Annotated in this window: 10 protein-coding genes; 1 reads left to right on the forward strand and 9 read right to left on the reverse strand. The window is 52.4% G+C overall.

Annotated features, from left to right (window positions below):
- Positions 1-93: 93 nt before the first annotated feature.
- A complete protein-coding gene (locus L6H70_RS18745) occupies positions 94-5097 on the reverse strand; it encodes a carbohydrate binding domain-containing protein (RefSeq protein WP_236335538.1) in 5004 nt (1667 codons plus the stop codon).
- A 225-nt stretch (positions 5098-5322) separates the two neighbouring features.
- Here L6H70_RS18745 and L6H70_RS18750 point away from each other — a divergent pair, with 225 nt between their 5' ends.
- Positions 5323-6339: a LacI family DNA-binding transcriptional regulator gene (locus L6H70_RS18750; protein WP_236335539.1), complete on the forward strand. Its 1017-nt coding sequence runs from the start codon at positions 5323-5325 to the stop codon at positions 6337-6339.
- A gap of 547 nt (positions 6340-6886) precedes the next feature.
- Here L6H70_RS18750 and L6H70_RS18755 read toward each other — a convergent pair.
- The 8 genes from L6H70_RS18755 to L6H70_RS18790 form a co-directional block, all read right to left on the reverse strand.
- Positions 6887-7897, reverse strand: coding sequence for a ketoacyl-ACP synthase III (locus tag L6H70_RS18755; protein WP_236335540.1), 1011 nt, complete (start codon positions 7895-7897; stop codon positions 6887-6889).
- Between the two features lie 216 nt (positions 7898-8113).
- Complete coding sequence (locus L6H70_RS18760) at positions 8114-9463, reverse strand: glycoside hydrolase family 28 protein (protein ID WP_236335584.1); 1350 nt, start codon at positions 9461-9463, stop codon at positions 8114-8116.
- A gap of 36 nt (positions 9464-9499) precedes the next feature.
- The gene (locus tag L6H70_RS18765) at positions 9500-10627 is read right to left on the reverse strand and encodes a glycoside hydrolase family 88/105 protein (RefSeq protein WP_279306774.1); all 1128 of its coding nucleotides are present in this window, start codon (positions 10625-10627) and stop codon (positions 9500-9502) included.
- Between the two features lie 27 nt (positions 10628-10654).
- Positions 10655-11530, reverse strand: coding sequence for a carbohydrate ABC transporter permease (locus tag L6H70_RS18770; protein ID WP_236335541.1), 876 nt, complete (start codon positions 11528-11530; stop codon positions 10655-10657).
- A gap of 22 nt (positions 11531-11552) precedes the next feature.
- Positions 11553-12521, reverse strand: a complete 969-nt coding sequence (locus L6H70_RS18775) for an ABC transporter permease (RefSeq protein ID WP_236335542.1) — start codon at positions 12519-12521, stop codon at positions 11553-11555.
- 133 nt (positions 12522-12654) lie between these two features.
- Entirely contained in the window at positions 12655-14217 is a 1563-nt protein-coding gene (locus L6H70_RS18780; RefSeq protein ID WP_236335543.1) for an extracellular solute-binding protein, read from the reverse strand.
- 846 nt (positions 14218-15063) lie between these two features.
- Positions 15064-15612 carry a CueP family metal-binding protein gene (locus L6H70_RS18785; protein WP_236335544.1) on the reverse strand — a complete coding sequence of 183 codons (549 nt, stop codon included), beginning with the start codon at positions 15610-15612 and terminating at the stop codon, positions 15064-15066.
- 86 nt (positions 15613-15698) lie between these two features.
- Positions 15699-17222, reverse strand: a complete 1524-nt coding sequence (locus L6H70_RS18790) for an extracellular solute-binding protein (protein ID WP_236335545.1) — start codon at positions 17220-17222, stop codon at positions 15699-15701.
- Between the last annotated feature and the right edge of the window lie 61 nt (positions 17223-17283).

Here is a 17283-nt window from a genome sequence, read left to right on the forward strand (position 1 = left end):
AAACAAATTAATTCTTATATTTTCAAAAATAGCCGTGTCCCCATATAAGGGGCCACGGCCATTTGTTGTTCTGGCAGCTTTTCTTTTTTCCGCTTAAGGAATCTCCACGAGTGTTACGTTATCAATCACAATTTGATTGCCCGCTTTAACCGCTTGATTCGTTTCCGCGCTGTTGCCTGCGATAAGTCCCATGAGAAACACCAGATGCACCAAGGAATCCGTTGCCCCATCCATAGTAAAGGTATAGCTGTATTCGCTCATTTCGTCCGTCAGGGCAACCTGCCGGGCCGGCAGATATTTGGTGTAATCCCCGCCTTTATGCTCTACAGCCACTTCGATCAGCCGGTCAATGTCGGAGCGGGCCTGAAACGTCAGCTTATACGTCTTGCCCTGTTCAAGCTTCAGCTCCGCGTAATCCACCTGCGCACTGAAATTGGCTCCGCCGGTTCCCGTCAGGCTGACAGCCAATTCCCCGTTCAGGGCCTGGGCGGAGCCGGTTCCGTCGAAATACTGCGTCCAGCCGGTCAACCCTTTTGCCGCATCAAAGGTTCCGTTATCCAGTGTGCCGCTAGCCGGCTCCACCGGTGTGCTTCCGGTTACTTCTGAGATGACAATATCGTCCAGAGACAGCGTATGCGGCGTGCTGTCTGCCGTTTTATCGTCACCCGCGCTGGCACCGATCAGAACATTCAGCTTCAGCGGACTGCCGTCGGCCACTGTAAACTGTGCCTTGTAGGTCGCCCAAGTGGCCGTAATGTTAAACCGCGCCTGCGCAGAAGCGGCCGAGGTTCCGCTGTATTCCACGATAATCTGCCGGGGTACCGTCGATTTGGCTTTGAAGCTCAGCTCATAGGTTTTGCCGGCCTGAAGCTGGATGCCTTCCTGGAAAAACTGGTTGGCCCAGGTCTGGCTGCCGGCGGCGCTGATCGCGATATTAGCCACACCCTCATCTGCACTAAATACCGCAGCCCCGCCTTCCCCGGACCATGTAGACCAGCCGGTGCGGCCGCTGCTGAATGACCCGTTAACCACCAGATTATGGTCATTCGCCAGAATGGCCTGCGTGACAGCCGCATTCACATAACCACCGGCTTCCACAGTGACCGTGTAGCTTCCTTCAGTAGGGAAGGCTGCGGCAGCGATAGTGATAACACCGGGCTGAACCGTATATTGCCCGTCTGCTACTGCAGTTCCATTCACCTTGACCGCGCCAATCTTGCTGCGCCAGGCGGCATTGTCTATGAATGTCAGCTCAATCGGCTGCCCGACTCTGTTATTGCTGCTGTCACCCTGCAGCTCCTGCGGCTTGGCGGGGGCATTCTTAATCTCAAACTTCACATTATCAATGGTAATATCATGGGATCCGGGAATGCTGACGCCATCCACCTTGCCCATCAGGAATTTCAGCGACAGTGTATCCTTCTCACCCTGGCGGAATTCGAACCTGTAATGGGCGCCAGCCGGCGATACATCAATGGTCTGGCTAAACGAAGGCTTATACGACGCATTCTCTGCGTTGACGCTGATTTTGCGGGCAACGCTGGATTTGGCATCGAACTCAATGATGTATTCTGTTCCACTAGCCACCTTCAGCCCGTTCTGGAACAGCATGACTGAATAATTCTGGCTGCCGGTATTCGAAATGCTGAATTTGGCGGCCCCATCCGTTACGGCTGCCGTGCTCTGTCCGCCCTGCTCGGTCAATAGGCGTTCCCAGCTGCTCCAGCCAAAGCTGAAATCTCCGTTGACCAGCGGGTAATAGACTAGAGACGGATCATAATAGGTACTTGTGCGAAGCAGGACGAAATTGTCCAGCCGGACGGTGCCCGGCGAGCCGCCGAGCCGCAGAACGAATTGCCCTTCATGATCCGTTGCTCCGGCAAGTCCCGGGAATTCGGCAGTGATGCTATGCGCCCCTGCAGGTAGCTGCACCTCCTGTGAGGCATAAAGCGTTCCGTCCTTGCCTCGCAGTTCTACTACCGCTGTACGGGCGGAAGAGACAGCCGCGTCAAAGGTCAGCTTGTAATCCTGGCCCTGCACCAGGAAAATCCCCTTCTGCAGCAGGATGACATCGGCTCCTGCTGCACCGCTGCCTGTAATCTGCAGCTGCAGCTGTCCCTCACCGTCAACGTGGCTGCTGACCTCTGCCCCGCTGGAAGCTACGGTATGCCAGTAGCTTAGCCGGTCTGTCTCCCCAAGGTCAAAGGTGCCGTTGTACAGATGGTTGCCGCTGCCCAGCGGCATCTTGGCGCTGTCATGTTCGAACGGAATGCTGTCAATCTCCTCCAGCCGGGCATTGCCCAGCCACACCGGTGAGCTGTTTGTACCCAGGTTGAATTCAACCCGTGCTGCAATATCGGAATTCTCCTTCATCTGGAACATCATTTCATAGTGGCCCAGTGTTCCGGTCAGCTCCGCCTTGAGTCCTGGCGAATACGCCTGATAACCCCGCGATGCTCCACCGGTCAATCTGGCATTTATGCTCCGCGCGGAATCGGTTTTCGCATCAAAGCTGAGCTTGTAGAATCTTCCCTTGGCCAGTGACACGATCGCCTGCGGCTGGATCGAATAGGAATTCCCGCCCGCGCTGCTGATGTTCACCTTAAGGAAATTCTGTCCGTTAACCGGTTCGAGCGATACTGTTGCACCAGCTCCGTCTTCCTTGTACAGCACCCAGTGCGCTGTATTCGGAATACCCATACCGGCATCACCCTCCACCTGCTCCGTGAATCCGTTGTTGTGAATAAAGTTGCCGTCTGCAAGAGGTGCAAGTGAACCCTCCAGATAAGGTTCCTTCGGAAGTGTTACCGGCACCGGCTCACGGTAAGCTCTGCCCGTCAACTCATATACCCGGACATAATCAACTTCCATCGACTGAGGGAACACCGTCTCAGCTGTCGGGTTGCCGTCAAAGTTGCCGCCTACCGCCAGATTCAGCAGGAGATGAAACTCCTGGTTAAACGGTGCCGGATAAGCATTGTTAGCCGGCTGGCCGCTGCTGAGGCTGTACCAGTCATTTTTGGTCGAGTAGAGAACACCGTCCACATACCAGCGGATTTCCCCTGGCTCCCATTCGATCGAATAGGTATGGTACTGTCCGATGGTTCCGTTATCCGGGAACACATATTCCTTGCCGGAGTAGACATTATCCGGCCACTGGGCCCCGTAATGAATGGTACCGGCAACAGTGTTCGGACGGCTGCCCCAGCCTTCCATAATATCAATTTCGCCGGATGCGGCCCATGATCCGTAGACATAGTCCTCCGGCAGCATCCAGATTGCCGGCCATAAGCCTTTGCCGGTCGGAGCTTTCGCGCGGATCTCAAATTTGCCGTACTTCTTGCCGAACAGCCCGTTCGTCTTAATCCGCGAGGAGGTATATTCTTTACCGTTCTGCGCCTCTTTGCGTGCGGTAATAATGAGATTGCCGTTTGCTTCTTTTACATTCTTCTCGTCATTCGTATACCATTCCAGCTCATTGTTGCCCCAGCCGGGGTTGCCGACAGCCGAACCGTCTCCAAGATCATAAGTCCACTTCGCGGGATCGATGACACCGTCATTAAATTCATCATTCCACACCAGCGTCCATGGGTCCGCCGAAGGTGTTGGTGTTGCTGTTGGTTTTGGTGTTGGCGTTGCTGTTGGTGTTGCCGTTGGTGTTGGTGTTGGCGTTGCTGTTGGTTTTGGTGTTGCTGTTGGTGCAGCCGTTGGGGCTGCTGTAGCGCCAGAACCGGAGGAGCCGCCGCTCGCCGGTGACGGGCTGGAGGCTGGTGCAACCACCTTCAGCTCACTGCTGCTGCCTTTAGTTAGCGCCGCACCTCCGCTGGTGACGCCCTCGGCGTTATTCGTGACAGCACCAAAGGTCCCGTTACCCAGCAGCGCTGTGCCAGCGGCATTCGCGGAAATCAGCAGCTCTGCGACCCGGGCATTGCCGACAAGCAGAACCTGGCTTGGGGTATTCAAGGTAAGCTTCCCCAGCTTGCCGGAGAGGCTCAGCGCTAAGCTGCCTGTTCGGTTGTCGGCTGTACTGGCATTGCTGAACTCACCCTTCAATGTCACCGCCTTGGCTCCTGGGCGGATTTCAACATCTGTAAATCCAGCCCCGGTCAGCTTTCCTTCCTCCAGTGTTGCCCCGGAGTCAAGCTGTACCGTTCCCACGGCGGTTCCGCCGCTGGCCTGAATACGCACATTGCCGCCGGGTCTGGCCACCACTACCTTTCCGAGCTTGCTGTTCTCCAGGCTCACGCTATGTTCTCCGCCTCCGCGGATGAAGGTTGTACCCGTCACTTGCACCCCTTGAAGCATGACGTTACCTTCACCGATCCCTTCCGTAAGGTAGAGATTGCCTTCGATTACCGTGTCCTTTAAAAGAATATCCGTACTGTTCAGCACTACGTTGCCTTTTACAGTTCCCAAAGAAACCTCTCCCGGCGACGTAACGAGACCGGGAACCATCAGATCCACGATCCGGGCCAGCTCAGCGCGGCTGATTGCTCCACCCGGCTTAAATAAGCCTCCGGGATAGCCTTGTAAATAATCGGCTGCCGTTAGTGCCGTAATGGCATCGGTCAGTTCACTGCCGGCGCCTGCCAAATCCGTGTAAACCGCCTGCGGTTTAATGGCTTCCAGCCGGAAAATCTTCTGCAGCGCCACCGCTGCCTCGGCACGCGAGAGCATCGCAGAAGGATGAATGAGGTTAGCCGGGTCCACGCTTAAATATCCTGCGGCAATGCCTTTGGCGATATCTTTGCTGAACCAGAGATGCCCTGCAGCATCGGCAGGAAGCACAGCTGCCTCGGCCTTGTAATTAAAGATCCGGTTCATAATGACGGCGAACTCCGCCTTCGTCACCTGGTTATTCGGACGAAAGGTGCCGTCTCCGTACCCTCCGATGATGCCAGTGTCACTCCAGCGCTGCACCGACCGGGCAGCCCAATGGTCCGCTTTCACATCAGTAAACGCTTTCATATTACTGGCTGCAGCAGACTGCTGTGTACTTGACGCTGGCGCTGCAGTAACGGCCCCGCTGCCCAAAGGCGACAACAGTCCGGTTACTAGGGCCACGGCAGCAAGCGCCGCCGAAATATTCTTTTTCATCCAGTGTATTCCTCCTCAATGTACAGTAACGTTTCCTCTTGCGAATATCGAAATCGGTTTCGATTTATCCGACAAGAATTGTTTGACTTGTTTCGGGAAGTTGAATAGACTTAAATGTGATTATTTTTTGTACCGGATATAAGCCTAAAATTCATAAAATAACGGCATTATAGCAGTCTTCTCAGTTCTTGCTCATTATTAAGCGGAGGGTGGACAATCGTACCAATGAACATCAAAAAAATTGCCGAAATGGCCGGTGTATCTGTCTCTACCGTTTCGAAAATCATGAATAATTACAGTGATGTTTCCGAAAAAACGAAACAAAGGGTACTGGAGATTATTGAACAAACCGGATATTCCCCCTCTAACTCCGCTAAAACGCTGGCCACCAAGAAGTCCAATCTGATCGGTGTTATTTTTGCCGGTGAGCTTAATGTGGAAATTACGCATCCTTTTTTTGTGGAGGTACTGAACTCCTTCAAGAAGCAGATGGGCGTGCTGGGTTACGACCTAATCTTTTTCTCCAATGAGAAGTTCATCAGCGGCGGAGATTACTTATCCCGTTGCGTACATTTCCATGTGGACGGCTGTGTGATCATCTCAGGGGAAAAGATGGAGCCGGCCATCCATGATCTGGATATGAGCAGCATTCCCTGCATCGGCGTAGACCTGGAGCTTAAGGGCAGAAAGTCCGGATACGTGATGTCGGATAATTTTCAGATCGCCTCCAAGGTTGTGGAGCATTTCTATCTGCTGGGCTACAGGGAGCTGGGCTTCATCGGCAGCACGGGCGACTCGGATATCTCTAATCAGCGGGAAGCAGGATATATCAAGGCGATCGAAAGCTTCGGTCTGACGCTTAATCCCAATTGGTTCGCGCATGGTGATGATTTCTTTGAGCCTAGCGGCTACGCGGCGATGCAGCGTCTGCTTGAGAGCGGCAGTCTGCCCCGGGCCATTTTTGCCGCATCTGATTTACTGGCTCTCGGGGCGATCCGTGCCCTGAAGGAGCATGGACTTCGCATTCCTGAGGATGTTGCCGTAATCGGCTGTGATGATATCGAAGCCTGCAAATACACCAGCCCTACGCTGACCACGATCCGCCAGAACAAGGAACGCCTCGGGGTGCTTGCCGCCCACATGCTGTTTGACCTCATCAACAACCAGTCAGAAGGCGGCTCCTTTGTCGTTGAGCCCGCCCTGATCATCCGCGAATCCTGCGGCAGCGGCTTGAACCGCTGACAACGAATTCCGGCGGCGCCATTCTCGAAGACTGAGCTTACGAACCGCGGATTCGGAAACAATTCCGAATTTAATTGCACTTTGTACAGTAGAAAAAGGCCATAAAGCGACCCGCAGCGATTCTATTGTACTCTGTACAGTTAAAATGGTCTGAATCGCAAAATCCATCCCATTTCCGCAAATTCAGTTGTACAGAATACAATTAAACCCGGTTTCCGGCCCATACTGAGCGATTCTATTGCACAAAATGCAATTATAACGAATACGGCCTTGAACTCTACCCGATATTCCTCCAGGCAGACCGCCAAGTAAACCATGAAATGAACTCCGCAAATGACACCTCTGAGATTCCAACGCTGTGAATAAGAAAGCTCATGAAGAACAGGCGCTACGCGATCCCCCCTCACCGAAAACGTTTTCGATAATATAATCTCTCATTTCAAGTTAGCCTTCAAGGCACGGTTTTTCTGATTTCAGGGTCCATTTTTCGGATATGAGGGGGAGAGAACCCCAATCAGCCTCTCCCCCCGCAGCTGGTTACGCAGCTCTATAAAACAGCAGGCGGCATAACCTGCTCATCCAGCCTAAGCTCAACCAGCAGGCCGGCTTGCGCCAGACCGGCACCGAATCCGTAGAGCAGTGCACGCTGGCCGCTCTGCACCTTGCCTTCGCGGATGCCGAGGTCCAGCGCAAGCGGAATACTGGCGGCAGAGGTATTGCCGAAGTATTCGAGGCTATACAGCGCCTGCTCAAACGGATACTCCAGGCGCTCACAAATCGGCTCAATCATCCGCAGATTGGCGCTGTGCGGGATGAACCAGTCCACCTGCGCAAGCGTTGCTCCGGCGTTGTCCAGTACCTGCCGCACCCCTTGCGGAACCGTACGCACCGCCCATTTGAACACCTCCCGGCCGTTCTGCACCAGCTTCCCGGTATCCGAAAGCGCTACGCCGTTAACTCTACTTGCCAGTCCCGTGCGGTAGACATGATGCGCCCCGCCGCCGTCACTGCTGAGATGGAAGCCCAGAAAACGGTCCTGCTGCTCATCCGCCTCCACGAGCACTGCACCGGCCCCGTCGCCAAACAGGATGCAGGTACTGCGGTCACTATAGTCCGTGATTTTGGACAGTGTATCAGCTCCGAGCACGAGCACCTTACGGTGCAGGCCGGAAGCCACATAGGCGTGGGCGGTGTGCAGCGCATAGACAAAGCCGGCACAGGCAGCGCTCATATCGACCGCTCCGGCAGTCAGCGGAATGCCGAGACGGTGCTGGATGATGGAGGCTACCGAGGGAAAGGAAAAGTCAGCGGTGCTCGTAGCCACGATAACCATGTCCACATCCGCAGCAGTTTTTCCGTAACGTGTCAGCAAATCCCGGACAGCAGCAACGCATAAATCACTGGTATATTCATCCTCACGGCTGATTCTGCGTTCACGGATACCCGTCCGCTGCACAATCCACTCATCATTCGTCTCCACCATTTGCTCCAAATCGCTGTTAATCAGCCTGCGGGCAGGGACATATGATCCGATGGCTGTAATTTTCGCACCCTTCATTTTTCACTCACCTCGTATAGTTTATAGTATCTGGTATTAGTACTTGGTACTAATTATATCCGGACGCACGGTAAATTGCAAAATAAGAATACTGGAAAGCCGACAAAAAAGAGCCATGACCTCAAGTGAGGCCACAGCTCCATTTAAAATTACTTATAATGCTAATGCTTGCTAAATAGCAAACCTGTTTACGTGGTTTCCTTCAGGCGTTTTCTTTCATGTATTCGCCGGCATAACTTCAACCTGTTCAACAAGCTTTTCCGGCTTGGCGGTGTTTCTGGATACACAACTGATGACCTGAACATTCTCACCATTCTCCACATAAAAAGCAGGACCTTCATGGTTCTCGACCGTCACCTGGTGAAACTGGACATCACGCACATTCCCCAGAAAAAATCCGCGGTTATTCATGTTATCGATGCCTGTCATCATATCCGGGTGGCCGGGAACCGCATTTTGGGCCATTGAGATATCGACACTCGTGAAGCTGATTTCCGAAACATACTGCTCTGCCAGCCCATACAGAAAACCTGCGGCGGCATGGACGTTGCGGGCGGTGATATTGGCGAAATGAATCCGCCTTACAGCCGGCGTCTCCACGGTCACCGGATAGGGATTTTTATCCCAGACATACTTCTCTTTGCCCTTGGGCCCGCAGAAATAATACAGGTTGATCGTAAACGGGCAGATAACACCGTCCATCACGATATTGCTGACCCGGATATCTTCAATGATCCCGCCGCGTCCCCGCCGTGATTTCATGCGGATTCCGCGGTCCGTCTCCTTGAATACACAGTTGCTGATCGTCACATTGCGGATATCTCCGCTCATCTCACTGCCCAGCACCACCGCTCCGTGCCCGTGGATCATCGTGCAGTTCATGATCGAAATATTCTCGCAAGGGATACGCTCTGCTGTATCTTCGGTTCCCGCTTTGATCGCAATGCAATCATCGCCGACATCGATGTTACAATTACTGATCCGTACGCCTGAACAGGACTCCGGATTGATCCCGTCCGTATTCGGCGAATCCGCCGGGTTCAGGATCGAGATATTATCGATGGTCACATTGCTGCACTGAATCGGATTGACCGTCCAGCTCGGTGAATTCAGCAGCGTCACGTCTTTGATCGTAACCCTGCGGCAGTTGTTCAGGCCGATCAGCGTCGGCCGGGGATACTCCAGCGCCTCCGGATGATTCCGGTGCTTGTTCCACCAGGGTGCGCCGTTACCTTCCAAGGTCCCGCTTCCGGTAATAGATACATTCACTGCATTCTCAGCGTAAATACAGGGGGAATGAACTTGGCGCTTCACTCCCTCCCAGCGTGCCTCTACCGCCGGATAGTCTGCCGGATCTGTGCTGAAGCTCAGCACCGCCCCGGGGCTTAAGCGCAGCTCAATGTTGCTCCCCAGCCGCACCGCTCCGGTAATGAAGGTTCCTGCGGGAACATAAACTATTCCCCCTCCATGATTACCGGCTACTTCAATAGCGGCCGCAATAGCACCGGTCGCGGGGACCGGGCTATCTTTGAGCGCACCGTAATCTACAATGTTATACAACTGCAGCTCTCTCCTTTCGCGTACTTTTGAACCGCATTTCCGTTAATCCGCAGGATACAGAGACTGCATCTCCACGCAAGCCATCACCAGCGCCCCAACGCCGTGAAGGTCATTGCTTACTTTAGGGCGGGTGACGTAGTTCTCGTAATCACCCGCAGAAGTGCCGATGCAGATGTCCGGGAGAATCAGCCGGCCCTGTTCATCCTGCTGCAGCACCCTGATCAGCCCCTCGTAGCCTTTCCGGGCCGCAGCCATTGCTCCTGCTTCATCCGTAGCAAGGCCCAGCTTCACCGCTTTGGCAATGGTATACACGAACAGGCATGAGCCGGAAGTCTCCAGCCAATTGTCCGGCTCAGCGCCTTTGTCAACAACCTGATACCACAGACCGCTCACCGGGTCCTGATAACGGATCAGCGCCTGCACGAATTCACTCAGTGCAGCGGCCAGCTCCGGCTGTCCTGGCTCTTCTGCCGGCAGCAGGTCCAGGAACTGTGACAAGGCCAGACCGTACCAGCCGAGCGAGCGGCTCCAGAATTCAGGGGAGCAGCCCGTATCCTTATCGGCCCAAGGCATACGCCGGCTCTCATCCCAGGCATGATAGAGCAGGCCCGTCGCTTCATCCTTCATATATTTGCGCATCAGCTTCTCCTGATGCAGTACACTTTGACGAAGCTCTTCTTCGCCATAGACATTCGCATATTTCAGCGAGAAGACTCCAGCCATATACAGACCGTCGAGCCACATCTGATACGGATATTTATCCTTATGCCAATAGCCGCCTTCGGACGTCCGGTTGACCGTCCGCAGCAGATTCCGCAGCTTCTCTGCAGCAATCTTATACTTCTCTTTGCCTGTCCGCTCATGCAGCGAGAACAGCAGCAGCCCCGCCTGTACCGCATCCAGCTCATCCCGGGCAAAATAGAAATTACCGTATTCATCCACAAGATCATCTACATACGCCTGAATATATTCGATATAACGCTCTTCCCCGGCAGCTTGCCACAGCAGCTCCATTCCGCACAGAAACACGCCTTGATGGTAGTGCCAGCGGTGGGCAGGAGGAAGCTCTCCCGCCTGATAAGTATCCATTAAAGAATCACAGGCCTTGCGGGCCCATTCCATGGGCGTTTTTGGCAGACTGCCTATCATCTCTCTTCCTACCCCTTCCATATCAGTATCAGAGTCTCTGTATCGCAACTATCCCTTCATAGAACCCAGCATGGCCCCTTTGGCAAAATGCTTCTGCAGGAATGGATACACCATCAGAATCGGCAGGGTTGCCACGACGATAACCGCCATCTTGATCGCCTGATCCGGCGGCGGAACAGCCGCATCGAGGGTGGCGCTGTGATCCATCCCGCTGGCCAGGACAACAATCTGCCGCAGCAGCACCTGAATCGGCCACTTGGCGCTGTCATCCAGATACAGAATCGCACTCATATAAGTGTTCCAATAGGTAACCGCATAGAACAGCGAAATGGTCGCGATCGCCGGCATGGACAGGGGCAGCACGATCCGGAACAGGATGCCGAAGTCGTTGCAGCCGTCGATTTTGGCGGATTCCTCAAGACCCTCCGGAATGTTCTGGAAAAAGTTTTTGAGAATAATCATGTTGAACGCACTGATCGCAGACGGAAGAATAAGCGCCGCATAGGAATCGATCAGCCCCAGCTCCTTCACTACAAGGAATGTAGGAATCATTCCGCCATGGAACAGCATCGTGAACACAACCAGGAAATTGACCACATTCCGTCCGTCCAGATCTCTTCTGGAGAGGCCGTAAGCCATCAGCGCCGTGATGAACATACTGAACAAAGTACCGATCAGCGTAACCCCAATCGACACACCCATCGCTTTAAAAATCGTATCCGTGGAAAAAATAAACTTATACGCTTCGAAGCTCCACACTTTCGGGATCAGTACAAATTTGCTCGCTGCGATTTCCGCACTCGTTGTGAAGGAGCCGGCCACCACGTGAATAAAAGGCAGCACCGTCACGAGCGCAATGAGGGCCAGCAGCGTAAAGTTAACCGCAGCAAAAATTCTGCCGCCTATGGATCTGTCTTCTACCATTTTCAATTCCTCCCGCAGTCTCTCAATAAACGCCTTCTTCGCCCATTTTTTTGGACAGCTTGTTGACCGACATGACCATAATCAGCCCAATAACCGATTTGAAGAATCCGATAGCTGTACTGTAACTGAACTGCCCTTGTCTCAACCCAGCAGTATAGACATACGTATCAATAATTTCCGCAACCTCTCGATTCATGGAGTTCAGCATCAGGTAGACATGCTCAAATCCAAGATCCAGCACGGAACCAATTTTCAGAATGAGCAGGGTAATGATGACGCTGCGGATCGCCGGCAGGGTAATATGCCAAATCTGTCTCAGCCGTCCGGCACCATCCATACGTGCAGCTTCATACAACCCGGGATCGATAGCGGCAATAGAGGCCAGATAAATGATCGTTCCCCAGCCCGCTTCCCTCCAGATGATCTGAATGATGTACATCGGCCTGAACCAGCCCGGATTCAGCAGAAAGTTAATCGGCTCGAAGCCAAAATAAATCAGCAGCTCGTTGATAATCCCTCCGTCCATCGTGACCATAACATAGGTGATGGAGACGACAATAACCCAGGACATGAAGTGGGGCAGGTAAACGAGAGTCTGAAAAAACCGTTTGAAGAATGTGCCCCTGAGCTCATTCAGCATCAGAGCGAGGATAATCGGCACCGGAAAATAAAAAATAATATTCATTCCGAACAATATGAGCGTGTTACCCAGGATCTTGAGGAAATCCGGCTCGGTGAACAGGCGTTTGAAATGCTCCATGCCGACCCATTCGCTGCCGGTGATGCCTTGATAAGGCTTGTAATCCTGAAAGGAAATAATCAGTCCGTACATCGGCAGATATTTAAAAAGAACGAAAAACAGCACTCCCGGTATCAGCATGACGTACAGATATTTATTTCTCCACAGCCGCTTTTTGAGCTCACTGCTGCTCTTATAGCTTACGGGCTTCAGCTCGGGAACCCTACTAGCCTGAGCGGTGACTTCCTGCATAATCCTCTTCCTTTCTGCTTCCTAAATTTCCAGCCTGACTGTGGGTTTGGTGTGGTAAAAGAAGGCTGCCGAAGCTGCTTCGCCAGCCTTCTGTACACTGGACTATCTGCGATACATGTTCACAAGTGGCATTCTATTTTTTGTATACAGCGTTGTATTCCTCGATAATGGCCGCTCCGCCGCGGCTCTTCCAGGCTTCCACTTGTTTTTCAAACCCGGCTTTGTCCAGCTGTCCGTAAATATAGTTGTAGGTGGCATCCGTAATAATCTGCTGGAGCTCAACACCCTTAGAAGTATAGGTCGGCGAATCCAGAGCAGCTGTCGGGTCTGCTACACCCACTTTGACATTCTCAAGCACCAGCTCTTCGGCATGAATCCGTCCAGGCAGTACGTTCAAGCTTTGGTACATGCCATTGGTTTCGTATTCACCGATCACGCTGTCCTTATAGCCTTTGACCTCGCGTTCAATCAGTTCTTTGTCGTCTGCCGGTTTTGCTTTGCCGTCTACAACGGTGTAGTGCTTGCCTTCAATCCCCCAGTACATCAGGTTGGCCACTTCCGGAGTCATCATCTTGTCAAAGAAGGCCAGAATCTTCTTCAGCTCGGCTTCATCCTTAACCGCAGATTTCGGGAACAGCACAACGTTGTTATAGCCTGGAATCATCCATTGGGCGAATTTGCCGTCAGGTCCGGCTACCATACTATGCGTATCCAGTACAGCATCCGGGAAGTTTTTGATCAGGTCCTTATTAAGGGTATCGATATCCTGCATGGAGCCGCCGATGTACAGCCCTGCTTTGCCGCTGACGAACATGTTTACGGCATCCGTCTTACTGGTGGCTGCGAAATCCTTGTTCATGTATCCGCCGTCACGCAGCTTTTTGAAGAAATCCATCGTGTCGATGTATTGCGGGAAGGTGAATTCCGGTGCAAGCTGGCCATCCTTCTCGCCCCAGTTGTTCGGCGTACCGAACCAGGAGGAGACGGTTTTGAAGGCCCCGTACACCAGCTCATTGCGGTCCACGAGTCCGATCGTGTCCTTTTTACCGTTGCCGTCCGGGTCCTTCTCCGTGAAGGCTTGGGCCATAGCGAACAGTTCATCAAGATTGGCCGGAGCCTTCAGTCCGAGTTTATCCGCCCAGTCTTTGCGGTAGATGATCCCCTGACGGGCCAGCGGACGGCCGATATACAGCGAGTACAGCTTGCCTTCCACTTTGGTATTGTTGAGGATTTCCGGTTTCAGCTTGTTGAGGTTCGGGAACTCCGGCAAGTAAGGTCCAATTTCCCAGAACTGTCCGTCCTTGATCGATTCTTTCATCTGGATGAACGTGGTCTGGTTCTTCAAATATGTCACTTGCGGTAGGGAGTCTGTGGCGAAGGAAGAATTCAGCTTTTCTTCATAGGTATCCGCCGGGAAAAATTGATAAGTCAGCTTGGTATTAGTCAATTTCTCCACTTCGGCCTTAATTGTATCGGGCGGGGTCTCTGCCGTGTTCAGTGGAAGCATAATCTTAATTTCTGTCGGTTTCTCCGGCTCTGGCGCCGGCTCTGTGGTTGCGGTATTGGTTCCGCCGCTGGTGCCGGGATCTGTGGTGGCCGCTGCTTCATTATTGCCGTTGTTGTTGCCGCACGCCGCAGTCAGCATACTGAATGTTAACAGCGAGCTAAGAAGCAGGGTAAAGGATTTTTTCGTCATACCTTTTTGACCTCCGTTTGACTTGTATTGGTTACAAGCCTCACACTACAGCCTCGGCCAGGTTACGAAAACAATCATTTACTCATAGTTGGGGGTTTGCAGCGGGTTTCGGGCGGGGGTCTGATCAAATGATTATTGGGTGATAAGGTGAAAGGAAACTTGAGGGGATACTGGAGAAGGTGCTTGCGAGGTGGGAGTCGTAACTCCGAGGAATGTTTGGACTTCCGGCCGCTGTTAGGTTTGGATTTCCTCATTTCAAACCGCTAATCGCGGTAGAAATCCAAACCTAGACTATGCTTCCGATGCTAGCTTTCCTACGGAAAGCTTTAAGGCGGACGCTTCCGCTCCTACAGTTCCAAACTTCCCCTCCGTTACTTCTCACCTCTCTGAGGGGTTCCTTTCAACTTATCCGGTTGAAAGGGGCAAGGAGGCCCGCCGCTCCACTTGCGGCGGGGGTATACGGTAGTGGATGCAAAGGTGTTAACGATAATAGTTAGTTAGAGCGGAGCTCAATTTCGGCGTTGATGGAGGAGTTTCGGCGAACTGCAGGCCGTTAACCAATTATTACGGACTTAGATGACTCTATTTGCGGGATTCCGGGCACAGGTGCGACTTAGCGGACTGCTGTGCCGTTATTTACTGTGGATTTGGGCAGATCAGCGCGTTTCGGCTTACTTAACTGCAGCTGTGTCCGTAAGGGAACCAAAATGCGGCAAAATCAACAATTAGCGGCTCCTGTGTCCGTTAGTAGTAGCCACAGCAAAAAAAGCAGAGCCGTGCTCCTCCTGATAGGAGAGGCACCTGCTCTGCTTTTCTGTAGCAAGGGTATGCTTCCGCTTTGCTAGCTTATCCTAGCTGCATAGTAGTTACACAAGTATCATTTTTCTCAAAAGTAGAAATGTCAGACTCGGCTTTTTTGCCATTTTGTTCAATGGTAACATGATACGTCTTATCGCGCGGGAGCCACAGATCGATAAATCCGTTAGGCTGGGATTTTACCGTTTCGTTGTCCATTACCAGATTACCTTCGGTGTCTTGGACCGATACGTTAAACTCTTGTTCCACCATCTCGCCCTGACAACCGGTCAAGCTATGGGTTGCGCATGGATGGGTTTGGTTGACGTAGGGTGCAATGGAGACAAAAAACTCGTCGTCCGGCAAGCTATAGGTAGCAGATTTGCCGCCACTCTCCTTGACGATCAGCTGAGTTGATGAAATGGAAGCCGATTCAGCGGTGATACTGCGGCTGCTGTAATCGTGTACCAGCTGTTTAAGGGTTTGCGTATCCGCCGGGCTTGGGCCTGCACTTTCCCGGGCGTTATTTTCTGCATACAGGTATGTTCCTAAGCCAATGACTACGGCAAATCCGGCAGTCAGCAAGACTTGTTTTCTCATAGAATGTCATCCTCCAGTCTCTCTACTATTATTATAGTCCAGGGAGTACTGCTGCAAACAAGACGAATCTATGACAATATGCCCTCCTACTGCCCGCTCCCCGCTCTGGCCTCGGCCTCAGCGTACTCCTGCATGATCAGGTCGCCGCCGCTGGATTTCCATTTCTCAACTTCCTTATTAAACTCTGCAGCATTGATATTGCCGATAATATAATTATAAGTAGCATCCACAATGATCGTTGAGAGCTCGACATTCTTTTCATCAAAGGTCGGAGAGCTTAGCGTGAGTGTCGGATCGTTCACGAGGAACTGTTCGTTGTCTTCGCTCAGCTGGTCCGCCAGGGCGGTCAGCTGCTCTTTTTGCGCCACCTCCATGACGTTCTTGTTACTGATATCGGCGATCATCAGGGAATAGAGCGGGCTGACCTCATTCACCCGCAGCTGCGAGGTTTCCTCCGGCAGAATGACCTTCCCGTTCTCCAGCTTGTAATGGCGGCCTTCGATCCCGTACCTCATCAGATTGGCTACATCTTTATCCATCGTCCGGTCAAAAAAACGCAGCACCTGCTTCAGTTCATCTTCCGTCGCAATCGCTTTTTTTGAGAACAGATACAGCCCGTTGTAATTGGGGATCGACCATACTTTGTAGCCGTCCGGCCCTTTAATCCGGTTGATCAGGGTGAGTTCGGCCAGCGGATTAATCGTTTGCGCTTCAATAGAGAGCCGCTGCACATCCGTCATGCTTCCAATGAAGACCCCTGCAGTCCCGCGGATGAATTTATCCCGCTGCACTTCCTTGCTGGTCAGGGCGAAGTCCTGATTGATGATTTTTTCATTATATAGCTTGCGCATGAAGTTCATCGTGTCCATATATTCGGGCGTCGCGAATTCCGGGATGAACTGCCCGTTCTCCAGCTTCCAGTTATTCGGCGTGCCGAAATAAGAGCTGAGCGTTTTGAATACGCCATAGACCAGATCATTGCGGTCAACCAGGCCGATTGTGTCCTGCTTGCCGTTGCCGTCCGGATCCTTATAGGTAAACTGCTTCATGACCTCATACAGCTCATCCAGTGTTTGCGGTTTGCTTAGCTTAAGATGATCCAGCCAATCCTTACGGATGATGATGCCCTGCCGGGAAGAAGGCCGTTCGGTATACAGGCCGTAAATTTTGCCGTCCACAGCGGACTGGCTGAGTATCGCAGGATCAAGCTGCTTCAGATTCGGAAATTCCTTAAGATAAGGGCCGATTTCCCAAAAAGCGTCCGAACGGATCGCCGGTTTCACCAGATTATAATCGGTAAATTTAACAAACGTAACCTTCCCCAGCGAATTGGTCGTCAGGGCGGTGTTCATTTTATCCGTATAGACGCCTTCAGGTACCCAGGTAATATTAAGCCTCACGCCGGTGAGCTTCTCAATTTCCGTCACGATTTCCTTCGAAGGTGTTTGCGGAAAATGCAGCGGAGCCAGAATCGAGATCGACGGCGGAGTCTGGCTGGGACGCGGCTGAACAGAATTCACATTACTGCAAGCGCTTAATAAAAAGGACGGGAGTAAGACAAGCAGACAGAAATACCGGACTGCCGTTCTCCGTGCGAGGTCTCTAAGCATTCCTAGTTCCTCCTAAATAGAAATAATCTTAAGTAATATGTATTGATATAACTGCTAATTA

The sequence above is a fragment of the Paenibacillus auburnensis genome (assembly GCF_927798115.1).
Classification (GTDB): Bacteria; Bacillota; Bacilli; order Paenibacillales; family Paenibacillaceae; genus Paenibacillus_AQ; species Paenibacillus_AQ auburnensis.